Source organism: Lysinibacillus sp. JNUCC 51, from assembly GCF_015999525.1.
In the GTDB taxonomy this organism is placed as follows: domain Bacteria; phylum Bacillota; class Bacilli; order Bacillales_A; family Planococcaceae; genus Lysinibacillus; species Lysinibacillus xylanilyticus.
The window spans coordinates 4,254,064-4,278,098 of the sequence record NZ_CP065545.1; the positions used below are offsets into that span (position 1 = coordinate 4,254,064).

Annotated in this window: 23 protein-coding genes and 1 pseudogene; 22 read left to right on the forward strand and 2 right to left on the reverse strand. The window is 35.2% G+C overall.

Going from position 1 to position 24,035, the window contains the following annotated elements; all coding sequences use genetic code 11:
• The first annotated feature begins 8 nt into the window (after positions 1 to 8).
• The 7 genes from JNUCC51_RS20510 to JNUCC51_RS20540 all read left to right on the forward strand — a co-directional run bounded on the left by JNUCC51_RS20510 (position 9) and on the right by JNUCC51_RS20540 (position 8,070).
• Positions 9 to 368 carry a DUF7716 domain-containing protein gene (locus tag JNUCC51_RS20510; protein WP_337989525.1) on the forward strand — a complete coding sequence of 120 codons (360 nt, stop codon included), beginning with the start codon at positions 9 to 11 and terminating at the stop codon, positions 366 to 368.
• Between the two features lie 289 nt (positions 369 to 657).
• A protein-coding gene (locus JNUCC51_RS20515) for an IS3 family transposase (RefSeq protein WP_337988355.1) occupies positions 658 to 2,231 on the forward strand; the annotation gives its coding sequence in 2 pieces (ribosomal slippage) (positions 658 to 1,300 and positions 1,300 to 2,231; 1,575 coding nt in all).
• Positions 2,232 to 2,670: 439 nt separating this feature from the next.
• The gene (locus JNUCC51_RS20520; protein WP_337989526.1) at positions 2,671 to 4,503 is read left to right on the forward strand and encodes an RHS repeat-associated core domain-containing protein; all 1,833 of its coding nucleotides are present in this window, start codon (positions 2,671 to 2,673) and stop codon (positions 4,501 to 4,503) included.
• A 24-nt stretch (positions 4,504 to 4,527) separates the two neighbouring features.
• On the forward strand, positions 4,528 to 4,977 hold the full coding sequence (locus JNUCC51_RS20525) for an SMI1/KNR4 family protein (RefSeq protein ID WP_337989527.1): 450 nt from the start codon (positions 4,528 to 4,530) through the stop codon (positions 4,975 to 4,977).
• A 345-nt stretch (positions 4,978 to 5,322) separates the two neighbouring features.
• Positions 5,323 to 5,529: a hypothetical protein gene (locus JNUCC51_RS20530; protein WP_337989528.1), complete on the forward strand. Its 207-nt coding sequence runs from the start codon at positions 5,323 to 5,325 to the stop codon at positions 5,527 to 5,529.
• Positions 5,530 to 5,789: 260 nt separating this feature from the next.
• The gene (locus JNUCC51_RS20535; protein ID WP_337989529.1) at positions 5,790 to 7,388 is read left to right on the forward strand and encodes an RHS repeat domain-containing protein; all 1,599 of its coding nucleotides are present in this window, start codon (positions 5,790 to 5,792) and stop codon (positions 7,386 to 7,388) included.
• Between the two features lie 4 nt (positions 7,389 to 7,392).
• A complete protein-coding gene (locus JNUCC51_RS20540) occupies positions 7,393 to 8,070 on the forward strand; it encodes a hypothetical protein (protein ID WP_337989530.1) in 678 nt (225 codons plus the stop codon).
• Positions 8,071 to 8,173: 103 nt separating this feature from the next.
• Here JNUCC51_RS20540 and JNUCC51_RS20545 read toward each other — a convergent pair.
• A pseudogene (locus JNUCC51_RS20545) lies at positions 8,174 to 8,441 on the reverse strand (IS3 family transposase); the annotation flags it as partial.
• A gap of 52 nt (positions 8,442 to 8,493) precedes the next feature.
• Here JNUCC51_RS20545 and JNUCC51_RS20550 point away from each other — a divergent pair.
• From JNUCC51_RS20550 to JNUCC51_RS20620, 15 genes are all read left to right on the forward strand, one after another.
• A complete protein-coding gene (locus tag JNUCC51_RS20550; RefSeq protein ID WP_337989531.1) occupies positions 8,494 to 9,189 on the forward strand; it encodes an RHS repeat-associated core domain-containing protein in 696 nt (231 codons plus the stop codon).
• 98 nt (positions 9,190 to 9,287) lie between these two features.
• The gene (locus JNUCC51_RS20555; RefSeq protein WP_337989532.1) at positions 9,288 to 9,884 is read left to right on the forward strand and encodes a DUF4303 domain-containing protein; all 597 of its coding nucleotides are present in this window, start codon (positions 9,288 to 9,290) and stop codon (positions 9,882 to 9,884) included.
• A gap of 531 nt (positions 9,885 to 10,415) precedes the next feature.
• Positions 10,416 to 10,655, forward strand: coding sequence for a hypothetical protein (locus tag JNUCC51_RS20560; RefSeq protein WP_337989533.1), 240 nt, complete (start codon positions 10,416 to 10,418; stop codon positions 10,653 to 10,655).
• Positions 10,656 to 10,733: 78 nt separating this feature from the next.
• Entirely contained in the window at positions 10,734 to 12,359 is a 1,626-nt protein-coding gene (locus JNUCC51_RS20565; protein WP_337989534.1) for an RHS repeat domain-containing protein, read from the forward strand.
• Positions 12,353 to 12,841: a CPCC family cysteine-rich protein gene (locus tag JNUCC51_RS20570; RefSeq protein ID WP_337989535.1), complete on the forward strand. Its 489-nt coding sequence runs from the start codon at positions 12,353 to 12,355 to the stop codon at positions 12,839 to 12,841. The genes JNUCC51_RS20565 and JNUCC51_RS20570 overlap by 7 nt, the downstream gene beginning before the upstream one ends.
• A gap of 455 nt (positions 12,842 to 13,296) precedes the next feature.
• Positions 13,297 to 14,766, forward strand: coding sequence for an RHS repeat domain-containing protein (locus tag JNUCC51_RS20575; protein WP_337989536.1), 1,470 nt, complete (start codon positions 13,297 to 13,299; stop codon positions 14,764 to 14,766).
• Entirely contained in the window at positions 14,735 to 15,055 is a 321-nt protein-coding gene (locus JNUCC51_RS20580) for a hypothetical protein (RefSeq protein ID WP_268635660.1), read from the forward strand. Before JNUCC51_RS20575 ends, JNUCC51_RS20580 begins: the two co-directional genes overlap by 32 nt.
• Positions 15,056 to 15,139: 84 nt before the next feature.
• The gene (locus JNUCC51_RS20585; RefSeq protein WP_337989537.1) at positions 15,140 to 15,310 is read left to right on the forward strand and encodes a hypothetical protein; all 171 of its coding nucleotides are present in this window, start codon (positions 15,140 to 15,142) and stop codon (positions 15,308 to 15,310) included.
• A 109-nt stretch (positions 15,311 to 15,419) separates the two neighbouring features.
• Entirely contained in the window at positions 15,420 to 15,845 is a 426-nt protein-coding gene (locus JNUCC51_RS20590) for an SMI1/KNR4 family protein (RefSeq protein WP_337989538.1), read from the forward strand.
• Between the two features lie 565 nt (positions 15,846 to 16,410).
• Positions 16,411 to 18,498, forward strand: coding sequence for an RHS repeat-associated core domain-containing protein (locus tag JNUCC51_RS20595; protein WP_337989539.1), 2,088 nt, complete (start codon positions 16,411 to 16,413; stop codon positions 18,496 to 18,498).
• On the forward strand, positions 18,470 to 19,180 hold the full coding sequence (locus JNUCC51_RS20600; protein ID WP_337989540.1) for a hypothetical protein: 711 nt from the start codon (positions 18,470 to 18,472) through the stop codon (positions 19,178 to 19,180). The genes JNUCC51_RS20595 and JNUCC51_RS20600 overlap by 29 nt, the downstream gene beginning before the upstream one ends.
• Positions 19,181 to 20,012: 832 nt before the next feature.
• On the forward strand, positions 20,013 to 20,309 hold the full coding sequence (locus tag JNUCC51_RS20605) for a hypothetical protein (protein ID WP_337989541.1): 297 nt from the start codon (positions 20,013 to 20,015) through the stop codon (positions 20,307 to 20,309).
• On the forward strand, positions 20,309 to 21,160 hold the full coding sequence (locus JNUCC51_RS20610) for a leucine-rich repeat domain-containing protein (RefSeq protein ID WP_337989542.1): 852 nt from the start codon (positions 20,309 to 20,311) through the stop codon (positions 21,158 to 21,160). The genes JNUCC51_RS20605 and JNUCC51_RS20610 overlap by 1 nt, the downstream gene beginning before the upstream one ends.
• 237 nt (positions 21,161 to 21,397) lie before the next feature.
• A complete protein-coding gene (locus tag JNUCC51_RS20615) occupies positions 21,398 to 21,595 on the forward strand; it encodes a hypothetical protein (RefSeq protein WP_337989543.1) in 198 nt (65 codons plus the stop codon).
• A gap of 167 nt (positions 21,596 to 21,762) precedes the next feature.
• Entirely contained in the window at positions 21,763 to 22,335 is a 573-nt protein-coding gene (locus JNUCC51_RS20620; protein ID WP_337989544.1) for an imm11 family protein, read from the forward strand.
• A gap of 196 nt (positions 22,336 to 22,531) precedes the next feature.
• On the opposite strand, the gene JNUCC51_RS20625 is transcribed toward JNUCC51_RS20620, so the two are convergent.
• Positions 22,532 to 23,862 (reverse strand): IS3 family transposase gene (locus tag JNUCC51_RS20625; RefSeq protein WP_337988626.1). Its coding sequence is split into 2 segments (ribosomal slippage): positions 22,532 to 23,481 and positions 23,481 to 23,862, totalling 1,332 coding nucleotides; the frame shifts between segments, so codons are not numbered across the junction.
• Positions 23,863 to 24,035 lie beyond the last annotated feature (173 nt).

Sequence of the window (24,035 nt, forward strand, 5' to 3'; positions counted from 1 at the left end):
GGATTTTTATGGAAAATATAGAGTTCGGAAAACCATATAAATTAAGTCAGATAATCAATGTTATTTCAAAGGATATTGAAAAAAATGGTTTTAAAAATACTAACTTTTGTTTGTATACTAAAGAAGATGAAGAAATTGCGAGTCCAGACCTAATTTGTTATTTGGATCTCAATCCAATCATTACTGATGATGACGAAGAAGTATACCCTGATTTTGTAATTAATGAATCATTAGAATTCTTTTATGACGGACAACAATTTGAAGATGTGTTAATGAATGTCTTACACCAGAAAAAACAAGCTTCAATTAATGACTTTATACTGGGACTAAATTATTATATGGAACACGATACGTTTATGGATTTTTAGTCTGGCTGTATATTAACATCTTCAATGATTAGTTCAACGGCTTTAGCTTATGCTAAAGTCGTTTTTACAATGCTAGAAATAAATTTTTTTGAAATATATTCTTGTGATTAATGGAATTAAAGAGGCTGCTAGAAAAGTTGTTAAATCAGAATTTAATATAACGCTAAAAGACTTTCGAAAAAGGTTTCTAAAAGACTGTATGAATTGATATATAAAGATGTATGATATGCTCCCCATTAGGTAGACAGATTAAAAAATAAAATCTGTTTATTAAATGGGGAGTTTTTTTATGACGAAACAACTAATAACACCTGAAATGAAATTGTTAGCTCTTCAATATGTAGAGGAAGAGCTTTATTCTATTCGAGAAATTTGTGAAAAGTACGCTATTTCGACTTACACATTTAAAAGCTGGCGTACTAAATTTAAAACCGGGGGAATTGAAGCATTAACGCCAGCTAAGAAAAATAAGTTTTACTCCAAAGAACTAAAAGAACGAGCAGTAGCAGACTACTTAACAAAAAAGTATTCAATGTACGAAATCCTCTCAACATATGAAATTAGCAGTTGGTCGTTGTTCAAATCATGGTTAAAAACCTATACTAGTCATAGTGAATTAAAAGATTCGGGTAAAGGAATGAGCCAAACTATGACTAAAGGAAGAAAAACAACCGTAGTAGAACGCATTGAAATCGTCAAAGCCTGCCTAGCAAACGCGAAGAATTATCAAGAGACAGCAGCACAATATGAGGTATCTTATCAACAGGTGTATCAATGGGTACGTAAGTTTGAACAAGATGGGGAAAAGGCCCTTCAAGATCAACGAGGTCGTACAAAACCAGCAGAAGAACGCACACCAGAAGATGAATTACGCTTAAAAATTCAACAGATGGAGCGCGAAAATGAACGATTACGTGCAGAAAATTTACTACTAAAAAAGTTAGAGGAAATCGAAAGGAGGTATCGTTAAGTAAAGTTCGGATTCAAAGCCTTTATTTCGCGATCCAAGAGCTAGCGAAGCATGAAAACTTATCGATTATTTTATTATGTAAAATCGCCAAGGTATCCCGTGCAGCTTATTACAAATGGCTCAATCGTCAACCCTCAGCACGGGAATTGGAGAACCAACAGCTAATGGCGTCTATCCAACACTTATATACACAAATAGATGGCATTTATGGCTACCGCCGTATCGCAATGACTATTAACCGCCAACGTGAAAAAGAAAACTTAGCGAAAGTGAATAAGAAGCGTATTCATCGTCTAATGCAAATTTGTGGTTTAGAGGCGGTGATTCGCCGTCGTCCGAAAAAGTACCGAAAGGTGAAACCGGATTACGTAGCAGAAAACGTGTTAGCACGTATGTTTACAGCCGAAAAGCCGAATCAGAAATGGTGTACAGATGTGACGGAGTTCAAGTATGGTAACGGTAAGAAGGCTTATTTAAGTGCGATTATCGATCTTTATGATAAGTCCATTGTGAGTTACGTATTAGGTCATTCAAACAATAATGACCTTGTTTTTGAGACGGTAAGACCAGCTATTCGTCAACTGTCAAAAGATGAGTTTCCGCTTTTACATAGTGATCGTGGGTATCAATATACATCTAAAGAATTTAAGCGAATTATGAAGAAGGCAAAACTAACACATAGTATGTCGAGAGTCGGCCGTTGCATCGATAATGGGCCAATTGAAGCGTTTTGGGGGACACTGAAAGTAGAAAAGTATTATTTACATAAGTTTGAGACGTTTGAGGCATTAAAACACGCCATTGATACGTACATCGAATTCTATAACAACGAACGTTATCAAGAAACATTAAACGGCTTGAGTCCTTTAGAATTCAGGACTCAAGCCGCTTAAAGCATTTTTATTATTTCCACTGTCTACTTGACAGGGAGCAGTTCAGTATAACAAAAGTGCCTGATTTTTTAGATCGAAGGGATTTATTTAGCCGTTTTATGAATAAGATGCATTTTTCAAAAATATGATTTATAAAAATTATAAGAAAAACAAGTGCATATGTTTGGTTTTTTGCGGCAATCTTTCAGATGGTAACGATGTTCAATTAAAGTACAATGCCTATGATGATGTTGTTTTTGCGAAAGATAACCATACGAAGGTAGCTTTTGATTACACTATTCTCGGCAGCTTAATGACTCGAGAATAAGGTGGGAAGAAAGTCAAATTCACCTATGATACAGAAGAGCAGTTAACCGCTGTCATCAATGAAAAAGGCGAAGCGTATCAGTTTGAACGTGATACAAAAGGAAATATCATCAAGGAAATCGGCTTTGATGAGATGGAAAGAACGTATGAGCGAAGTCTGGCAGGATTGGTTCAGAGAATTCAACGTCCGGGTGACCGTTGGACAGCGTATGAACATGACGGTCTAGGGAATGTTATCCGAGCTGATTATTATGATGACACTTGGGAAACGTTTGGCTATGACAAAAATGGTTCCTTAATTGAGACTGAAAATGAGCATGTGACCGTAAAGCTAGAGCGAGACCCATCAGGACAAGTAATCAAAGAATGGCAGAATGACCATTGGATTGCGAGTAGTTATGATGAATTAGGCAATCGTTCACAGATTACGAGTAGCTTAGGAGCAAAAATTGATGTCGCTCGTAATGAGATGGGCAATGTGTCACAAATTACAGCATCTCGCTCAGAGCAAGCCCATTGGACAGCATCAATGCAGTACAATGAACTCGGCCAAGAAATTGAGAGGATCTTACCAGGGGAGGTCATAAGCAAATGGAAGTATGATATGTCTGGTAGACCGACACACCATCGAATAAATAGTCAAAACCGTGATACAAGAAGAAGAGTGTATAATTGGGACGTCAATCAACGCTTACGTAGCATGGTCAACGAGTTAACAGGTGTAAAAGTTACTTATGGTTATGATGAATTTAGTAACCTTGTTTGGTCCAATCAAGGCGGTCAATTTGATTTCTTACACCGCAGCGTCGATGATGTCGGGAATTTGTATGAAACAAAAGAAAAGACAGATCGTGTCTATGGTGCTGGAAGTAGATTGCTTGAAACGAAAGAGGCAACATTCTCTTATGATGAAGAAGGAAATCTGATTCAAAAAGTCGAAAAGAATGGTGATACGTGGAAGTACGAATATAACGGCAATGGGATGATGTCGAAGGTCATCAGACCAGACAACACAGAAGTTACATTTAAGTATGACTCGCTAGGTAGACGGATAGAGAAGTGCTCTGACGATAAAACTATAAGTTTCGTATGGGATGGGAATACGATTTTCCATGAGTATTTCTCGGAGGGAGATTCAGATAAATTTGAAAATCTGGAGGGATATTCTTCACAGAACAAATCTGCAATACCAGATAATCTAGTTACGTGGGTATTTAACGATGGACTAGTACCTTCAGCTAAAATTACAGATGAAGGTAATTACAGTATTATTAGTGATTATCTTGGAACGCCTGTAGAAGCTTATGATCAAGAAGGTAAGAGGGTTTGGTCAGCTGAGCTTGATATTTATGGACGAATGAAAGAGATCATAGGTGAGAAGGACTTCATTCCATTCCGTTATCAAGGGCAGTATGAAGACGTGGAAATTGGATTATATTACAACAGATTCCGATATTACTCACCAAGTGAGGGGATTTACACACAACAAGACCCTATTAGGCTAGCGGGGAATAATCCAACGTTATATGGATATGTTAGTGACCCTCTCATGGAGCTGGATCCGTTTGGCTTGATAAATTGGAAAAAAGTTATTTGGACTGCAACAAGACCAAAGGGAACTAGACAAACATATGATGTGTATCAAAGAGATGATATTAATTGGGATCAAATTAGAAGTGCAGGAGATAAAAAGTATATTGGTATGACAAATAGGGATGCGGCAAATAAATACGGAAAAGCACCACAACTATCTGATGGTAGTTTTGCAACATTACATCATTTAGGTCAAGATTCGAGAGGAGCATTAGTAGAAGCAAGTACTCGTTATCATGGTGTTGGAAAGTATGGGCAAGATATATTGCATAGTCAATTTGGGAGAAATAAACCACATCCTAATTATCCGATAAATAGGTCGAAATTTGGTGTCGATACACGAGAATATTGGAAAACCCGATGTAAATCATAAATTTTTAGAAGAGGTGTTGATATAATGAATGATATGAATGAATTGCTAAATAAATATAGAGCTTTATACGATATTGATGGAATTTCTAAAGATTACTTGGATAAAATCGAATATGATCTTCAAATAAAACTACCTAATGATTTTCGAGAAGTATCTAGTTTCTACAGTGGAGGAGATGTTGGAGGGAAAAATATACATTCTTTTTTATTTTCTGATTCAACAAATCTTATTGGAGAAACTTTGAGAATTAGAGAGGCCGTTGGTTTACCGAGTAGATTTGTTGTTATTGCTGAACAAGATGAAAGTATTATTGTTATGGATACAGAAAACAAACCATCAATCATTTGGCTAGATTCTGTAGAAATAACTAAATTAGAGGAGCAAGATTTTATTTCCGAGCCAGATGTATGGGAGAATTTTTCTGACTTTTTTAATCATATACTAGATGATGAAGAAGAAGAACGTAAATATTAAGATATAATAAAGAAGTGAGTTTTAACCAACAATAATATAAAAATAAAGAAACAACAGTATTACAAGTCTTTTGTGTTATTTAATGGATTTAATAAAGATTAAAACACACTAACATTAGTAGTACAAACCAAGGCCATGGTTTGTGCTACTATTTTTTTATAGTAGAAGTGAAGAAAAGCCGACTAGCCTCTGGGACCATTTGTGAGTCCGTAAATAAAACCGGCTAACTTCATGCCCTAATATGAATTAGTTTAGTATGTTGGATCCAAGAGATCGTGTATAAGAAAGTGGAATCGATAAGGTACTGTGAAGGCTTCTATGATTGGTCAAAAGGAGAAGAATGAGATGAAACATGTCATTGCGTTAGATGTTAGTAAAGGAAAAAGTACCGTTGCGATTTATGATGGTCACCGCCAATGTGAGTTTGAAGGTGTGCTACATCATACACGGGGTGATTTCGAGCGATTACACGAACGAATGGAAGAGATGACAAAGCAAGATGGACAAGCGCCAGATATCGTATTTGAAGCAACAGGTACAAATGTCAACTAATGTAGTTAACCGCTGTCATCAATGAAAAAGGCGAAGCGTATCAGTTTGAACTTGATACAAAAGGCAATATCATCAAGGAAATCGGCTTTGATGAGCTTACAAGAACGTATGAACGAAGTCTGGCAGGATTAGTTCAGAGAATTCAACGTCTAGGTGATCGTTGGAAAGCAAATCAACATGGCGGTCTAGGGAATGTCATCCGAGCTGATTATTATGATGACACCTGGGAAGAGTTTGGCTATGACAAAAATGGTTTGTTGATGGAGACTGAAAATGAGCATGTGAAAGTAAAGCTGGAGCGAGACTCATCTGGACAAGTGATAAAGGAGTGGCAGAATGACCATTGGATTGCGAGTACCTATGATGAATTAGGTAACCGTTCACAGATTACAAGTAGTTTAGGTGCAAAAATCGATGTCGCTCGTAATGAAATGGGAAATGTGGTGCAAATCACAGCTTCTCGCTCAGACCAATCTCATTGGACAGCATCAATGCAGTACAATGAACTCGGCCAAGAGATTGAGAGAATCTTACCAGGAGATGTCATCAGCAAATGGCAGTATGATACGACGGGTAGACCAACACACCACCGAATAAGTAGTCAAAACCGCGATACACGAAGACGCGCGTATAATTGGGACGTCAATCATCGCTTACGAAGCATGGTTAATGAGTTAACGGGTGTAAAAGTTACCTATGGTTACGATGAATTCAGTAACCTCGTTTGGTCCAATCAAGGCGGTCAATTTGACTTCTTACACCGCAGTGTCGATGATGTCGGGAATTTATATGAAACAAAAGAAAAGACAGATCGTGTCTATGGTGTTGGAAGTAGATTGCTTGAAACGAGGGAGGCCACATTCTCTTATGATGAGGAAGGGAATCTAGTTCAAAAAGTCGAGAAGAATGGTGATACGTGGAAGTACGAATATAACGGCAATGGCATGATGGCGAAGGTTGTATGCTATTCACAGAATCAATCAGTTTTAAAAGAAGTCATGTTTAAATACGATCCACTAGGGAGACGAATTGAAAAGCATTCCAATGAAAAAACAACGAGATTTGTCTGGGATGGCAACACCATCTTGCATGAATATAGTTTAGAAGATGACTCAGCAGAACAGGAAAGCCTAGTCACATGGATATTTAATGATGGATCCGTACCAACAGCTAAAATCACGAATGAAGGTAACTACAGTATCATCACTGATTACCTAGGGACGCCTGTCGAAGCTTACGATAAAGATGGCGATAAAATCTGGTCGGCTGAACTTGATATTTATGGCAGACCGAGAGAACGAGATAATAAAAAATTCGGTGGCTATACTTGTAAAGAAGAATTTGCAATAGACTTTATTCCATTTAGGTTTCAAGGGCAGTATCACGATTTGGAAACTGGCTTATATTATAATAGATTTCGTTATTATGACCCTAGCACGGGTATTTACACACAACAAGACCCGATAGGGTTGGCAGGAAATAATCCTACGCTTTATGGTTATGTTAGTGATTCGAATAGGTTTGTTGATCCATTCGGATTAAGTGAATGTAAAGGTGCAAAAAGACTAGAAAAATTCAGAAAAAACTTTACGGGTGACCTGAAAGAATCCAGATTCAACGGGCATATGGATAAACATGGTATGAATCATGATGTTATCAAGGATATACTCGACAAGCCAGATAATATTTTTTATCATAAGAACAATAATCATTTAATATTCTATAAAGATGGAGATGTTGTAGTAGTTAGCGGAAAGGACTCTGGCATAATAACCGCTTATGGTAAGTCTGATGCTGCCGGAGTGTATAAAGACATTAAGTCTATAACTGATAAGCCCGCAATTACTCAAATAGAATGAAACTATGAATAATATAACAAAAATAGTTAATGGTGGTTACTACTGTATAGAGTGGGGAGAATCAGTTTATGCTTCTGACGAAATACAAGATTTTTGGGAAGCAGATAGATTCGGAAATGTTTGTAAACTAAACATTCAGCTACTCTATAATTCAGGATCTAAAATTTTGCGAAATGAACCTAAAGTACTAAAAGTATTAGGTGAAAAACAAAAAGAAAAGATAGAATTAAATTATCAAGTTTTTTTGGATAAAAACAAAAAACTTGATAATGTACGTCAATTTCTATATAAGGATACTATTATTTTTTCATATTCTATTGAAAATGAACTTTATTTAGCTGAAAGTTATATTTTCAGGGAATTAACAGAAGATGTATTTATAGTTTTTGATGAACAAATGACTTTAAAATATTTGATTCTTGAAAAAACATCAACATTTAATTACCAAAACATAAACAACGATCTATACAATTTAGAAGCAGAAACAAAATATGATTTCATTAAATTATATTTTAAAATTTACACTTACAATCAGAATGATGTAGTTGAAATACAAAATTTAATAGATGAGATAATAAGTTTTAAAAAAAACACAGTAAATCGTGATTTAGGAATCAGCGTTTTCTTAAATGAAGAAATAACCTATTTAAAAGATGAATTAGTTGATTCAGAGGAATTGTAAAATATTAAATGATACAAAAGAGAAGTTCCGATATATCGAGCTTTGCAAAATAAAAAGCATGTCAAAATGAAGTGACCCCTAAAAGTTAGACACGGTTATTTCATTAGGTAGCGGTTAGGGTATGGGTTCGATATTGTATCGGACTCCATGCCTTTTAATTTTGCCTTAATTCTTTTTGTATTGTAATACGTTATATACTATTCTAATTCAGTTTTAAAATGGTCTACACTTTCAAATTTTTTGAAGTATAAAAACTCAGACTTCATAATCCCGAAGAAATTCTCCATTACAGAGTTGTCGTAACAGTTTCCTTTACGAGACATACCTCTTGATTGAAGCGTATGACAATATGGTTTCATTTGATAGTGAGATAATCTAGTCACATGGGTGTTTAATGATGGGTTCGTACCTTCAGCTAAAATCATGAGTGAAGGTAATTACAGCATTATTAGTGACTATCTAGGAACGCCTGTTGAAGCCTTTGATGAAGAAGGTAATAGGGTTTGGTCAGCAGAACTTGATATCTACGGCAGAGTGAATGAATTTACAGGTGAGAAAGATTTTATTCCTTTCAGATATCAAGGGCAGTATGATGATAAAGAAGTAAATCTATATTATAACCGATTCCGCTATTATTCACCAAGTGAAGGAATATATACACAACAGGATCCTATAGGATTAGAAGGAAACAATCCTACTTTATATGGATATATTAGGGATTCAAATATTGAGGTTGACCCTTTAGGTTTGACGAACTGGTCGGCGTTTTTGAGAGCATTAAATATACCTCAACCACCAGGGTTAACTAATCCACATGGACACCATATTGTGTTTAAAGGTGTATTCAAAGACAAACGAGGAATATATGTGAAGATAAGTCAAGGGATACTTGATGTATATAAAATAGGTATAAATGATCCATCCAATTTAATGTGGGCTTCAAATACGAAGGGGGTTCATACAGAAGCAAATGCAAAGAAAGTTGCGGAGGCTTTAATGGAAAAGCACAAAGAGCTTTTACCTCAATTATCTGGGGAAGCTGAAGCATTTAAAAATGCACAAAAACAGATGAAAGAACACCTCCAAAAAGTGGGAGAAAAAGTTTTTAGTTGTTATTAAATGAATGTAATAAACACTTCAAAATAGCTTAGCTTTACAACTTAAAAAGTAACTTAGTTTTCTGAACTAGGTTACTAATGAGGAAGGAAGATGAAAAAATGGATGATTTTTTTATTGATCTAAAGAAAAGACTAGTCAAAGCTATAGAATTAGATTTTACTAACATAAAAAAAATGATCGGTAATGAAAAAATATATGCATTAAGTTTAGTTACAGATAGTGATACAGTTAGTCTATTCTTGGCAGTAAATACAAACGAATTTTTAGAAAAAAAAAATAATGAGGATGACAGTCAAGACAACGAATTATTTGCTCAATTTGCAGAGTATTTTCCCGAGAAGTTCGATGAGCTAGATAATATTACTTATGATACAAAATGGATTCCTGCTGAATGGGGATATTCTAATAATGATTTAAAGCATAGTGAAATGGCTTTAATTGTTCCTAATTTATTTGAAAAGGGTTCGACATTAAATCCACAGGAATTATCCTTGTTTCAAAGATTATTTTTTGAATGTTTAACATCTACATTACAAACATTGATAAAAAAGGGGGTTTTTATTGATAATAATCAAGAAATTACAATATTTATTTCAATATCTGATGATGAAAGAACAGAAGAAATAGAAAATTTCTCTGCTAAAATCCTTAATTCAGAAGAAATCTATAATAAATTCAGTAAACGATACAATTGAATACAATAGTATAATAGTAAATTTGTATTGTTGTTAAGCGTATACGATTACGAGAAATCTATGTGTGAATATATGTAATACATGATTTGTTACTGGAAAAGATGGTTTTGATTTTATTGGTGAAAATTTAGAAGAAGTACTTGGTTTAATAATAATGTGGGAACACTTATTGTGAAGTGTGAAGTTAAAATAGATTTACTATAGTTAAGTTTTAAAACATATATATAGAAGTTGCTATAAGCACTTTCTTTATATATGTTTTTCTGTTAGAAATAGAATTGTTTTGTCGTGTATTTACTGTATATCTCCATCCTTGTTTAGATCTTATAAGGTCAGATTATACTCCTTTAGTTAAATACTTGATGAAAGATTTATAAATTCTTGTATAGACAAAAAATTTGAGGAATTAATTTTATCAAGGAAGGAAGCTTGTTAAGTCCGGAATATTTTGATTTAACAGTCTTTAGATTTAATTAGTAGGATCGTGTAAATAATAAAGTCGAATCCAGGACATGGGTAAGAAGATGCTATATGCTCTTCCTACCTAAGTTCATATATGATACTGAAGAGCAATTAACCGCTGTCATCAATGAAAAAGGCGAAGCGTATCAGTTAGAACGTGATACGAAAGGGAATATCATTAAGGAAATCGGCTTTGATGAGATAGAAAGAACGTATGAGCGAAGTCTAACTGGATTGGTTCAGAGGATTCAACGTCCGGGCGATCGATGGACAGCGTATCGGCATGATGGTCTAGGGAATATCATTTGAGCCGATTATTATCATGACACCTGGGAAACGTTTGGCTATGACATAAATGGTTCGTTAATTGACACTGAAAATGAGCATGTGGCCGTAAAGCTGGAACGAGACCCATCTGGCCAAATAATCAAGGAATGGCAAAATGACCATTGGATTGCGAGTAGTTATGATGAATTAGGCAACCGTTCCCAGATTACAAGTAGCTTAGGTGCAAAAATCGATGTCGCTCGCAATGAAATGGGAGAGGTGTCACAAATCACAGCCTCTCGCTCAGAGCAAGCCCATTGGACAGCATCCATGCAGTACAATGAACTCGGTCAAGAGATTGAGAGAATCTTACCTGGAGATGTCATTAGCAAATGGCAGTATGACGTAACAGGTAGACCTACACACCATCGAATAAGTAGTCAAAACCGAGATACACGAAGACGCGTGTATAATTGGGACGTCAATCATCGCTTACGAAGTATGGTAAACGAGTTAACTGGTGTAAAAGTTACCTATGGTTATGATGAGTTTAGTAACCTCGTCTGGTCCAATCAAGGTGATCAATTTGATTTCTTACACCGCAGTGTTGATGATGTCGGGAGTTTGTATGAAACGAAAGAAAAGACTGATCGTGTCTACGGTGCAGGAAGCAGATTGCTTGAAACTAGAGAAGCAACCTTCTCTTATGATGAAGAAGGTAATCTGATTCAGAAGGTTGAGAAGAACGGTGATACGTGGAAGTACGAATATAACGGCAATGGCATGATGTCGAAAGTCGTGCGCCCAGACAGGACAGTAGTTACATTCAAGTATGACTCGCTAGGTAGACGTATAGAGAAGAGCTTTGACGAAAAAACAACGATATTCGTATGGGATGGGAATAATATCCTGCATGAGTATTGCTCGCAGGATAATTCAGATATATTTGAAAATCTAGATGAGTATTCTTCACAAAATAAATCTCAAATACAAGATAATCTAGTGACATGGGTGTTTAATGAAGGATTCATTCCTTCAGCTAAAATCACGAGTGAAGGTAATTACAGTATAGTTAGTGACTATCTAGGAACGCCTGTTGAAGCCTATGATGAACAAGGCAACAGTGTTTGGTCAGCAGAACTTGATATTTATGGACGAATGAAAGAATTCACAGGTGAGAAAGACTTTATTCCATTCCGTTATCAAGGGCAGTATGAAGATATTGAAACAGGATTATATTATAACCGATTCAGATACTACTCGCCTACAGAGGGAATTTATACACAGTCAGACCCGATTGGACTAGCGGGTGGAAATCCGACTTTGTATGGTTATGTTGGTGATCCAAACATTAGTATCGATCCGCTTGGATTGTTTTTTAGTGATGTAAAGTGGAAAAAAGGAAAAAATAAATGGAAAAGCGGGGAATTAGGTACTCATTATAACAAACATGTAGTAAAACAAGGGGAATTTGGTGATATCTCACAGAATGAGTATCATGATCTTATGGAGCAATTTCTAGCAGATGAATCTCCAGGTATAAAACAAGCTAAAGTTGGAAACCAACTTATAAAAGTTGATCCAGCTACTAATCGAGTACTTGCAGGACATGCTAAAGATGGAAAGATTCTTTCGTTTTATATAGCACTTCCTGAATTCGTTGTAGAGGATCCTTTTACAGATGCAGTTAATTTCGCGCTTGAAAAAACAAAACTATCAAAGTCAGAGGTTAAGTACAAATGTTAATATTTAGTAGAGAACTTGCGTTAACAAGTTACGCGATATACAAAATCTCTTCTTTATCCAAAAACGAAATCGATAATATCCTTTGTTCCGATTATTTGGATGAGGAAGGTGAAACAAAAGAATATGATAGTGCTTACTCTCCAAATGTTCAAAACTTTTTAGTTGGCCATTTTACTACTATCATTCTTGTTGGAATATCAAATAACTTTTTAAAAAAATTTCTTGAAGATTGTTTTAAAGACGATGTAAATATAATTGGAGATGAGGAAGTTTTATATAAATGTCCATGCTGTGGGTATCTTACTCTTTCAACTCGAGGCGAATATGAAGTGTGCCGCGTCTGTATGTGGGAGGATGATGGCGGAACGGAAAATGATATAGAGCGTATTAGTACTGTAAATCATTCTTCAATTAAAGACTATAGAGATAAGCACCGAACGCTTCTTGAACCAGAAAATATCCCATATAAAAAAGGTGACTAAATCAATTGTATTTGTATTATAGAGAACGCTCGACTTTCAATCGTCAAAAGCGAGAAAACCGAAGAAGAGATTAGCCTTTAAGAATATAGTTTACAAAGGCTGAAAAGGGTTAAGTGATATTTTAAGGCTAATAATATTTTTGTTTTGTATGCCCTTTTGTCCTCTGTGACAAAAGGGCTTTTTAAGTGCATGGCATGTGCAACAAACGCCACATTTTTAGGATTTAAAATAGGGTACCGACCTAGTATGAGCGAAGTCTTGCGGGATTGGTGCAAAGAATTCAACGTCCAGGCGATCGTTGGACAACATATCAGCATGACGGCCTAAGTAATGTTATTCGGGCTGATTTTTATGATGATACCTGGGAAACGTTTGGCTATAACAAAAAGGGTTAGCTAATTGAGACTGAAAATGAGTATGTGACCATAAAGTTAGAGCGAGATATATCTGGATGAGTGATCAAGGAGTGGCAAAATGACCATTGGATTGCAAGTAGCTATAATGAATTAGGCAATCGTTCACAGATTACGAGTAGCTTAGGAGCAGAAATTGATGTTACTCGTAATGAAGTGGGAAATGTGTCACAAATTACAGCATCTCACTTAGAGCGAGAACAATGGACAGCGGCGATGCAGTACAATGAACTCGGTCAAGAAATTGAGAGAATCTTACCAGGGGATGTCATTAGCAAATGGCAGTATGATGTAGCAGGTAGACCAACATATCATCGAATAAGCAGTCAAAATCGCGATACACGAAAACGCGTGTATAATTGGGATGTCAATCATCAATTACGAAGCATGGTAAACGAGCTAGCCGGTGTAAAAGTTACCTATGGTTACGATGAATTCAGTAGCCTCGTTTGGTCTAATCAAGGCGGTCAATTTGATTTCTTACACCGCAGTGTCGACGATGTTGGGAATTTGTATGAAACGAAAGAAAAGACAGATCGTGTCTATGGTGCCGGAAGTAGATTGCTTGAAACAAAAGAGGCAACATTCTCTTATGATGATGAAGGTAATCTTGTTCAGAAGATTGAGAAGAACGGTGATACGTGGAAATACGAGTTTTGTGGAAATGGAATGATGTCGAAGGTCGTTAGACCAGACAAAATAGAAATTCATTTTATGTACGACCCACTCGGACGACGAATAGCCAAAGTGAGTGAATGTAAAGAAACAAAATTCATATGGGATGGGAACATCATTTTACACGAATGGAAAATCACTAAAGAAAGCGGCTTGTCCCAACCGACAAATGAAGACCTAACAACATGGATATTCAATACAGACACATTCATCCCAACAGCCAAACTAACAAGTTCAGGTAGTTACAGTATTATAACCGATCACTTAGGCACACCAGTAAGTGCCTATGACGAACAAGGAAAAGAAATCTGGCTATGTGAACTGGACATCTATGGCAGAGAAAAACCAGAACTAGACCAATACAAACAAGCAAAAGAGTTCACATGCGCAAAAGACTTCATCCCGTTTAGATATCAAGGACAGTACGAAGATATTGAAACAGGATTATATTACAACCGATTCAGGTACTACGATCCCGTACCAGGGATATATACCCAACAAGACCCAATAGGGCTTGCAGGGAATAATCCCACGCTTTATGCTTATGTGCATGATCCGAATATTTGGATTGATGTATTTGGATTAAATTCAGCATCTCTTCTAAAACAACTTAGGGGAAAAAGTGTTTCTCAAATTGAAAAAATATTAACAAATTCAGGGTTTAATCAGACCAGAGTAACTTCAACAGGAAATCAAACATGGAATCATACTGATGGTTCTAAAGTAATGATACATCCCTATGGAGATGTATGGACTGGTCCATATAAAACCCAAAAGACTTTGCCTGAGGTAAGAGGAAGAAATCATGGAGAAGGGTGTAGACAATATGGGTATTGAATACAGAATAGTTCTCGAAGAAAACGAAAAAATAGATTTGGTAATCGAGAAGATATTCTCTGTCCTTAAATCTAATGAAATATATAAAGATGTAATCATGGATCAAAAAGTAATAGTATTTCCATATGACGATGTTAATTGGGGTAGATGGTGTACTATAGAAAATTACAAGGATGAAATATACATCTGGACTATTGGTAACAGGAGAGTTCAAGAAAGTAAGTTAATTGAGGAAGTTTGTAAAGTGATTGTAAGCCTAAGTTTACAATACGAGGTGGAAGAGATTTAATATTGATTTTCAACTATAATGAATAGGGCAACCTAATTTATATAAGACAGAACAAAGGGGCGATGTATGGAGGAAGTACAAAGGATGCGTCGTGGTGATGGACCAACTACTAAAAAGACACATGGAGATAGAAATATCGAGGCACACCATAGGAACCAGGTCCCTATCTCTGAAGGTGGCGTATTTGATGAATTAGAAGAATATACTCATCGACGTGAATTAACCATACTAGACATAAAGAGAAATCAAGACTAACACCAAGCCAAAGAAGAAAAGAAATAAGTGAACACTATAAAAAAAGAGGAAATGAATATATATTACCAGGTGAGGGTATATAAAAATAAAGAGAGGAAGGTAATTTAAGATGACTCATGATGAAGTGGAGGCACAAGTGTTGGACAGAGAATGGGAGGTCTTAGATCCCCCTTCTATGAGGGATTGGGGGGAACTGGAATATAAATTCAACTGTAAATTTAGTGACGACTTTAAAATATTTATTACATTAATGTCTAAGTATGTGTTTCCAGGAATTTTAAATGTATCAACAGGGAAAAATAATGGCAATGATTTAATAGTATTTGTTTATGATTACGAGATTAAGAATGGTAATTGGGATGCAGATTTGATTCCATTCCTTGACGTTGGTAATGGTGATTACTTTTGTATTAGTGCCAAACAAAGTCCTAAATCACCTGTATATTACTACTATAGTGAAGACTTTGATGTTGAAGAGTATAATAGAAACCTAGAAGAATGGATAACAAATCTTCCTCAGTTTCTTAATGGATAATATTTGTAAGCCTTGATAGAATAATTTTCTATCAAGGTTTTTTCACTTATCCATTAGAAGATCAAGTCGCTTGCACCTATCAAGGAACAAAATGATACAGAAGAGCAGTTAACCGCTGTCATCAATGAAAAGTGCGAAGCGTAATAATTCAAGTTTATAATGATAGTACTCTGCCTAAAGAAGACAGAGGGTATCTGATAAAAGTAGGTGTAGAGCTTCTGGCAAAAAATACAGGTTGTGCAGAAGACCTAGAGATTGCTGAAGAAATTCTTGATAGTCTTTTTTATGATATGAAAATACTAAGTCAGGAAAATAGTGATAATTTTTACGAGCAATATTTATGCAAAAGATGGCAGTAGGTCTGGATCATTCTCAAAAAAGTATACGTCAGTTTAGAAAAGTAAAAACGAAGCCCATGTACAAATAGAAAATAGACTCGCCATGACTTTTCATGTCATAACGAGCCTGTTTTCTATTATTTTGTTTTAGCGACGAGTATTAAATATCGGAAATTAGATCTTTTGGTGAACAAGGAGATTGCGATTATTAGTTCCGATATGATAACTTGAATCGCCTAAGGGCAAACCTTTCGGCCGGTAACGACATTCAATTAAAGTACAATGCCGATGATGTTGTTGTTTTTGCAAGGGGTAACCATACGCAGGTAGCCTTTGATTACACCATTCTCGGCAGCTTAATCTCTCGAGACCAAGGCGGGAAGAAAGTTAAATTCGCCTATGATACAGAAGAGCAGTTAACCGCTGTCATCAATGAAAAAGGCGAAGTGTATCAGTTTGAACGCGATTCGAAAGGGAATATCATCAAGGAAATTGGCTTTGATGATATTGAAAGAACGTATGAGCGAAGTTTGGCTGGATTGGTTCAGAGAATTCAACGTCCGGGCGATCGATGGACAGCATACCAACATGACGGTCTAGGGAATGTCATTCGAGCTGATTATTATGATGACACTTGGGAAACGTTTGGTTATGACAAAAATGGTTCGTTAATTGAGACTGAGAATGAGCATGTGACTGTAAAGCTGGAGCTAGACCCAGTTGGACAAGTGATTAATGAGTGGCAAAATGACCATTGGATTGCGAGTAGCTATGATGATTTAGGCAACCGTTCACAGATTACGAGTAGCTTAGGCGCAAAAATCGATGTTGCTCGCAATGAAATGGGCAATGTATCGCAAATCACAACTTCTCGCTCAGAGCAAAAAAATTGGACAGCATCCATGCAGTACAATGAGCTCGGTCAAGAGATTGAAAGAATCTTACCGGGAGATGTCATCAGCGAATGGCAGTACGATGCAACGGGTAAACCGACACATCACCGAATAAGTAGTCAAAACCGTGATACACGAAGACGAGCGTATAATTGGGATGTCAATCATCGATTACGAAGCATGGTAAACGAGCTAACAGGTGTAAAAGTTACCTATGGTTACGATGAATTCAGTAATCTCGTCTGGTCCAATCAAGGCGGTCAATTTGACTTCTTACATCGCAGTGTCGATGATGTCGGGAATTTGTATGAAACAAAAGAAAAGACAGATCGTGTCTATGGTGCCGGAAGCAGATTACTTGAAACAAAAGAGGCAACCTTCACTTATGATGATAAAGGGAATCTCATTCAGAAGATTGAGAAGAATGGTGATACGTGGAAGTACGAATATAACGGAAATGGCATGATGTCTAAGGTCATCATGCCAGACAACACAGAAGTTACTTTCAAGTATGACTCGATAGGTAGACGGATAGAGAAGTGTTCAAACGAAAAGATAACGAAATTCATATGGGATGGGAATACTATCCTACATGAGTATATCTCACAGGATAATTCAGATAAATTTGAAAATCCTGTTGAGTATTCTTCAGAGAATAAATCTGAAATACCAGATAATCTAGTCACATGGGTGTTTAACGGTGGGTTCGTACCTTCAGCTAAAATTACGAGTGAAGGTAACTATAGCATTATTAGTGACTATCTAGGAACACCTGTAGAAGCCTTTGATGAAGAAGGTAATAGGGTTTGGTCAGCTGAACTTGATGTTTATGGGCGGGCGGTAGAGTTCACTGGTAAACATGATTTCATTCCGTTTAGGTATCAGGGGCAGTATGAGGACATGGAGATCGGATTATATTACAACAGATTCCGTTACTACTCTCCAATTGAGGGGGTGTATACACAACAGGATCCGATAGGTTTATTTGGTGGAATAAGATTATATGGATATGTAAGTGATACTAATTTATTATTAGACGTTGCAGGTCTTAAGTCTAATAGTGCAATTCTTGGTGGAAATCTGGGAAGTAAGCCGGGAACTAATTATGATGCTCATCATATTGTAATGGCTGGAGCCTCTGATACTAGGATGGTTGCTTTACGGACAAAGATGGCTAATTTTAAACCACCAATAGATATTAATAGTAAAGAAAATGGAATATGGCTTCCTAGAACGGATAATGATAGGGTAATAAATGATACAAGTACAGCTCACAAAGGACATGGTGTTCATGGAGACGATTACAAACAAAAAGCATATGATCGATTAAACAATAAAAATACTAGAAAAGAATTCTTAAAAGAACTTAAAACAATAAAAAAGGAGTTAAGTAATGGAGTTAAATTCAAATGCAAAAAATAACATTCAATTAGAAGAATTAACCTTTTTAAAGGAGAAGTTTAATTTATATAAAAAAATGTATAATCAATTGAAGGTTAATTATGAAACTCAAGAATTACAGTGGGAATGGTCAAAAGGAGGATTTTATTATAATTTTACTCCTTTTGAAATTGAAAGATCAGGATATAAAAAAGGAAAGCTATTGAAAAAAGAACCTAAAAAAAAGGACCAAATTATTGCATACGGCAAGTTAGAAAATGGCATAGTTAACACTAAGTTATATTCAAACGATGAGTATATTTATTCTGAGAAGTTTATTCTTAAAGAAGGAAATTCATTAATTGAGATTAGGTATTCTGATGGAATTGAAATTAAAAGCCTAGATAAAATATCGATTTTATTTTTTAATAATGAAGGACATCCACAAAAATATATAACATACGAACATGAAATTGACTATGATGAAGAGGACAATGAAGAAGAGTATACTATTGTTAAGGAACTGTATGAGTATAAAGACTCTAAAGTAATGAGAATAAATGTTAGAGGTTATATTCAAAATAGTATAAATAGAATAATAATTGATAGGGACTATAATATTGCATATGATTTGTCTGATAACTTATCAGAAATTCATAGCCAAGATAATAATCTTGCAAGTGGTAAACCAGCGATTACAAAAATATTTTCTAAGTCGGAGTAATACTTTGTATAAGTATAATTCGATCAAAATCGAAAGACAAAAAAATAATAGTTTAAATCGAGTAAATATTGATATTCCGCTCGACTATCTTAGCGGTCAAAAATAAAAAAGAATTGGATTTTGATGATACCACACAGTACGTTATGCTTTTAACACTGTATCTACATCAAAAGAGTAGCATAAATCCTTTGAGAATCGGATTTTATTGCTACTCTTTTTTTGAAACTGCTGTGTTCAGCAAAAAAATAAAATCAAATCGCAAAAGCTAATTGCTTTCTGCCTGTTTAATGAAATGGGAAATGTGTTTCAAATTACCGTTTTTCCCTCAGATCAAGAACATTGGACAGCTTCCATGAAGTACAATGTTCTTGGTCAAGAGATTGAGAGAATTTTACCAGGGGATGTCAGGCAGTATAACGTAACAGGTAGACCAACATACCAGCCCCGATTAGTATTAACTATTGTTGTATATATATCTGATTCTCTCGGGGTGCAACATATCATCAGAATGGAAGAATCTAAACATTTGATTATTGTGGATGAGGTTTTTGTGAATTTGTGTCAAGAAAATAAAATTATGGAGTATTAAAGAGGGCAGTTTGCAACGTCCAGAGTATTTATAGATATAAAAAAGGAAAATTAAACTGATTTGAGAAAATCTATTTGGATACCTTATAGCATTTCCACATCGTAATGTTGACTTTAAAAAAGGTGTAAGCAAGGCTTTACAACCAGTTGAAATTAAAGAATGAAAGCATAAAAAAACGAACTACTTAGCCAAGGTCCAGTTGCAGGAGGGAAAAATGGTACTTACAATCGTATGTATAATTCTATGAGACAGCGAGTAGATGGCTATAAAAATGTAACTAAAGGACTTCATTTAGATTTCGGAGATAAGAAAATGGGGTTCATGGTTGAACACTTATTAATTAAAAAGTATGGCGCAATGAAAGCTGAGCATTTTTCAAATGATCCAGTGAGAAGCTCACCTGGAAAAAAACATTTTGCTAATGCTTCTAAAGAAATACAAGAGCAGGCGAAGAACTATGCTGAGTACATAAAGTTTAAATTCGACACTATGAGCCATGGAGATGGGATTAAAAAAATGTCAGTGAGAGGATGCCCATGATGAGAAAATATAGTTATAATGACAGTGTAATTGAAATAGATCCAAGGTATTTAGAAGAAGGAGTCCGTGTAGCAGAAGAAGAGCAGTTTGAATCGATTAATATTAGTGCGTTTGTTGATGATGTTGATTTTAAGTGTGATTTAGATCTTGCCCCTTTAAAGGATAAGAAATTCATTAAAAACCTGACGATTGACAACAATTTTAAATTAAAAAGTGTTGCCAATATTGAAGCTCTTTACTCTTTGGTGAATATGATTGATTTTAGTGTATCTTTGCAAATCCCTATTGATTTTTCTCGATTAAAACAACTAGAAAAACTTTATCTCTTTAATAGTTGTTACGAACACTTAGAAACACTTACTAATTTAAAAAGGCTTTATATTTTTGGATATTCAAAACAAAATTGTCATGAGTTACGCACATTAAAAGAGTTGGTTTATCTACGACTGAGCGGGTCTAAGAAACTGGAATCACTTGAAGGTGTTGAAGACTTAGAAAACTTAGAAACGTGCTGGTTGGTTAAAAACAATTACCTATCTGAAGCAAATAGCATTTCCAAATTAAGTAGACTAGAGTGGTTGCATGTAGAAGGTTGCAAAAACCTAATGGATTATTCATTCTTGAATGATAATGGCTCCATAAAAAAATTGTTAATTTCAGATCTAGTCTCCTTGGAGTTTGTAAGAACCATGAGAGAATTGGAGACCATTAACTTTTGGAACTGTAAATCAGGGGACTTAACGCCATTACTAGAATGTCTGACATTAAAAGGGGTTTCTTTTCATCCAGAGAAGAGGCATTACTCTCATAAAAGAGACACTATAAACAATCTCTTGAAAAACAAGAACTAAACAAAAAAGATTTTTAAAATGTATTAAATACTCACCCTAAAAGAGTAGCAAAATCCTTAGAAATTTGGATTATATTGCTACTCTTTGTTTTTTTAAATCGTGATGTGATTTCATTTTTTATGATGAATTAGGTAATCATTCACAGATTACATGTAGCTTAGCTGCACAAATCGATGTCGCTCGTAATGAAATGGGCAATGTGTCACAAATCACGGCTTCTCGCTCAGAGCAAGCCCATTGGACAGCATCCATGCTGGAACAGGTTTAGATTCGCATCATGTTGGACAAAAAGCTCTTATGAAAAAATTTATTCCAGGTTATGATGAATTAAAAGCACCTGCTATCTTTGTACCGAGGGATGGTCATACTAGAAAAATTCCAGGAGTCGGTATTGTTAGTATTCAGAAAAATTTATGCAACAATGTATTGCTCTAAAATTAAAAGGTTTCAAATTTATTGAATTATATGAGGTGGGAACACACATTAACTCTCGTTAGGGTAAAATAAAAGTTGGAATAAATATTTTTAAAGCAACAGTACGGTGATAAATGAATAATATTGTGGGAAAGTCAAACTGCACTGTAAAGGATAGGGGTATGATTATGTATTATAAATTATCATGTTTTTATAAAAGAGATGTTTTCTTCTTTTATAGCGACGAGAATGGTTACGATAGACGAGAATTGGAAAAAGGAAATCGATGTCAAATAAAAGGTAATCTAATATACGTTGTGGATAAATTTGATACTTATCTATCTTCATATGATATATTACCAACAGTAGGTCCACCTTTAGTAAGTGCAAAATTTAAAAAAATAATTGAACAACATTGTGAAAATGATTGTGTCTTTATTCCAGTTGAAATAAAATCAACAGAAACAAAAGATCACAATAATGATTTCTTTGCAATGATCGTTTCGAACTCTGTAGTTTGTCTTAATAAAGAAAAATCTGAGTATAAACCATCGATAAAATCAATACCTGATGGTCCGATTAGTATTAACTATGTTGTATATATTCCTGATTCTCTCGGTGTGCATCATATCGTCAGAATGGAAGAATCTAAGCATTTGATTATTGTGGATGAATTTTTTGTGAATTTGTGTAAAGAAAATAAAGTTAATGGAGTAACTTTTATAAAAGAGGGCAGTTTGCAACGTCCAGAGTATTTATAGATATAATAAAGGAAAATTAAACTGATATTTGAGAAAATCTGTTTGGAGCCTTATATTGCATTTCCGTAATGTTGACTTTAAAAAAGGGGTAAGCAAGGCCTTTACAACTAGTTGAAATTAAATAGTTTTAGTATAAAAAAACGAATTCCAATTAAAAATAAAGTGTACCCTTTGTAAAGGACATTTTGAAAAAAAGCTAGGCAATCTTTTGAAGCTGCTGTCTGTATTTTGCAGGCGGCAGCTTTTTCAAGTTCCATTGCCCTCTATAATGGTTGTAATACATCATATAACTTTTCACTTCTCGTTTTACTTCTTCTAATGTTTCGCACGCTTTCAGGTTGGTTTCATCTTTAAAATGACCGAAGAAGGATTCTTGGGGGGCGTTATCCCAACAGTTTCCTCGGCGTGACATCGATTGCCCTAGTCCCATTTTCTTCACAAGTTTCTGGAATTGCGGATTCGTATAATGGAATCCTTGATCTGAATGAATAAATGCATCTTCTGTTAAATGGCGGTGTTTCTTCAATTGATGAAGTGTATTGAGGGCAATATCAATACTTAATGAAGACGACACTTCATACGCTAAAATTTCATTCGTTTCAGCGTCTTTAATCGTTGATAAATAAGCGCGTTTACTGCTTCCATACGTTAAATAGGTGATATCCGTCAGTAACACTTTTCCGGCCACACCCTGTTTAAAGTTGCGTTGTAATTCATTTGGGCACGTACGATGTTCTTTTGTTGCTTTTGCCATACGTCGAGCTGGATTCGCTTTTCGAATCGGGCAGATAATCTGATATTTTTTCATCACGCGGCGAATACGTTTCAGATTGTACGTAATTCCATATTGATTTTCTAACGTCATTTTAATTTGACGTGCTCCTTTTTTTCGCCCTCGGAAATGATACGCCTTTAAAATGATTTCCTTTACCACTTCATCTCCTTGTTCTTGTGCCATACGCTTCTGCGCTGATTTTTCTGAAAAATAATTGTAATAGCCAGACCGAGATACATCCATCACATCACATAGATAGCTGACTAAACGCTTTAATTTATACTTTTTTATCGTGTGATAGATGAGTTCAAATTTTAGTGTTGTAGCGATTTTTATTTCTTCTTCAACATCTGCCTTTCGAGTAGATCGACCTTTTTTAACAATTCATTCTCTGCTTCAAGTAATCGATTTCTCGCTTCTAATCGCTTCAATTTTTCTTCTAGTGTTAATTCTTTTTCAGATGGTCTACCTGAATTTGTTTTACGTGTATCTTGTAAACCTTCTACACCTGTTTTACGATAAGAAGCTCGCCAACGTTTGCCTGAAGATTCTATACGTTTTATACCGATTAATTCAACATCTAAACCCGCATTTTCAAAAATTTCTCTTGGGAATTTACCTTTTTCATTTTCCGCAATAAAATGACGTTTAAATTCGTCAGTATATGTGATAGCTTTTTCACTAACTGCATGCACATTTGGATTACATTTTAGTTGTTCTAGTTCTATTTTCGTAAAATATCTTTTGGTCATTTCACTCTACCTCAACATCTTTTTTCTCATTATAAACAAAAGTACCCTATAGGATAGACTTTTTTCAAAGTGTCTATCTTATAGGGTACAGTTTAAAAAGGGATTCGTTCTTTTTTAATTTATTATAATAATAAACCATTTGGGTAAATCCAACAACGAATACTCTTGCAGAT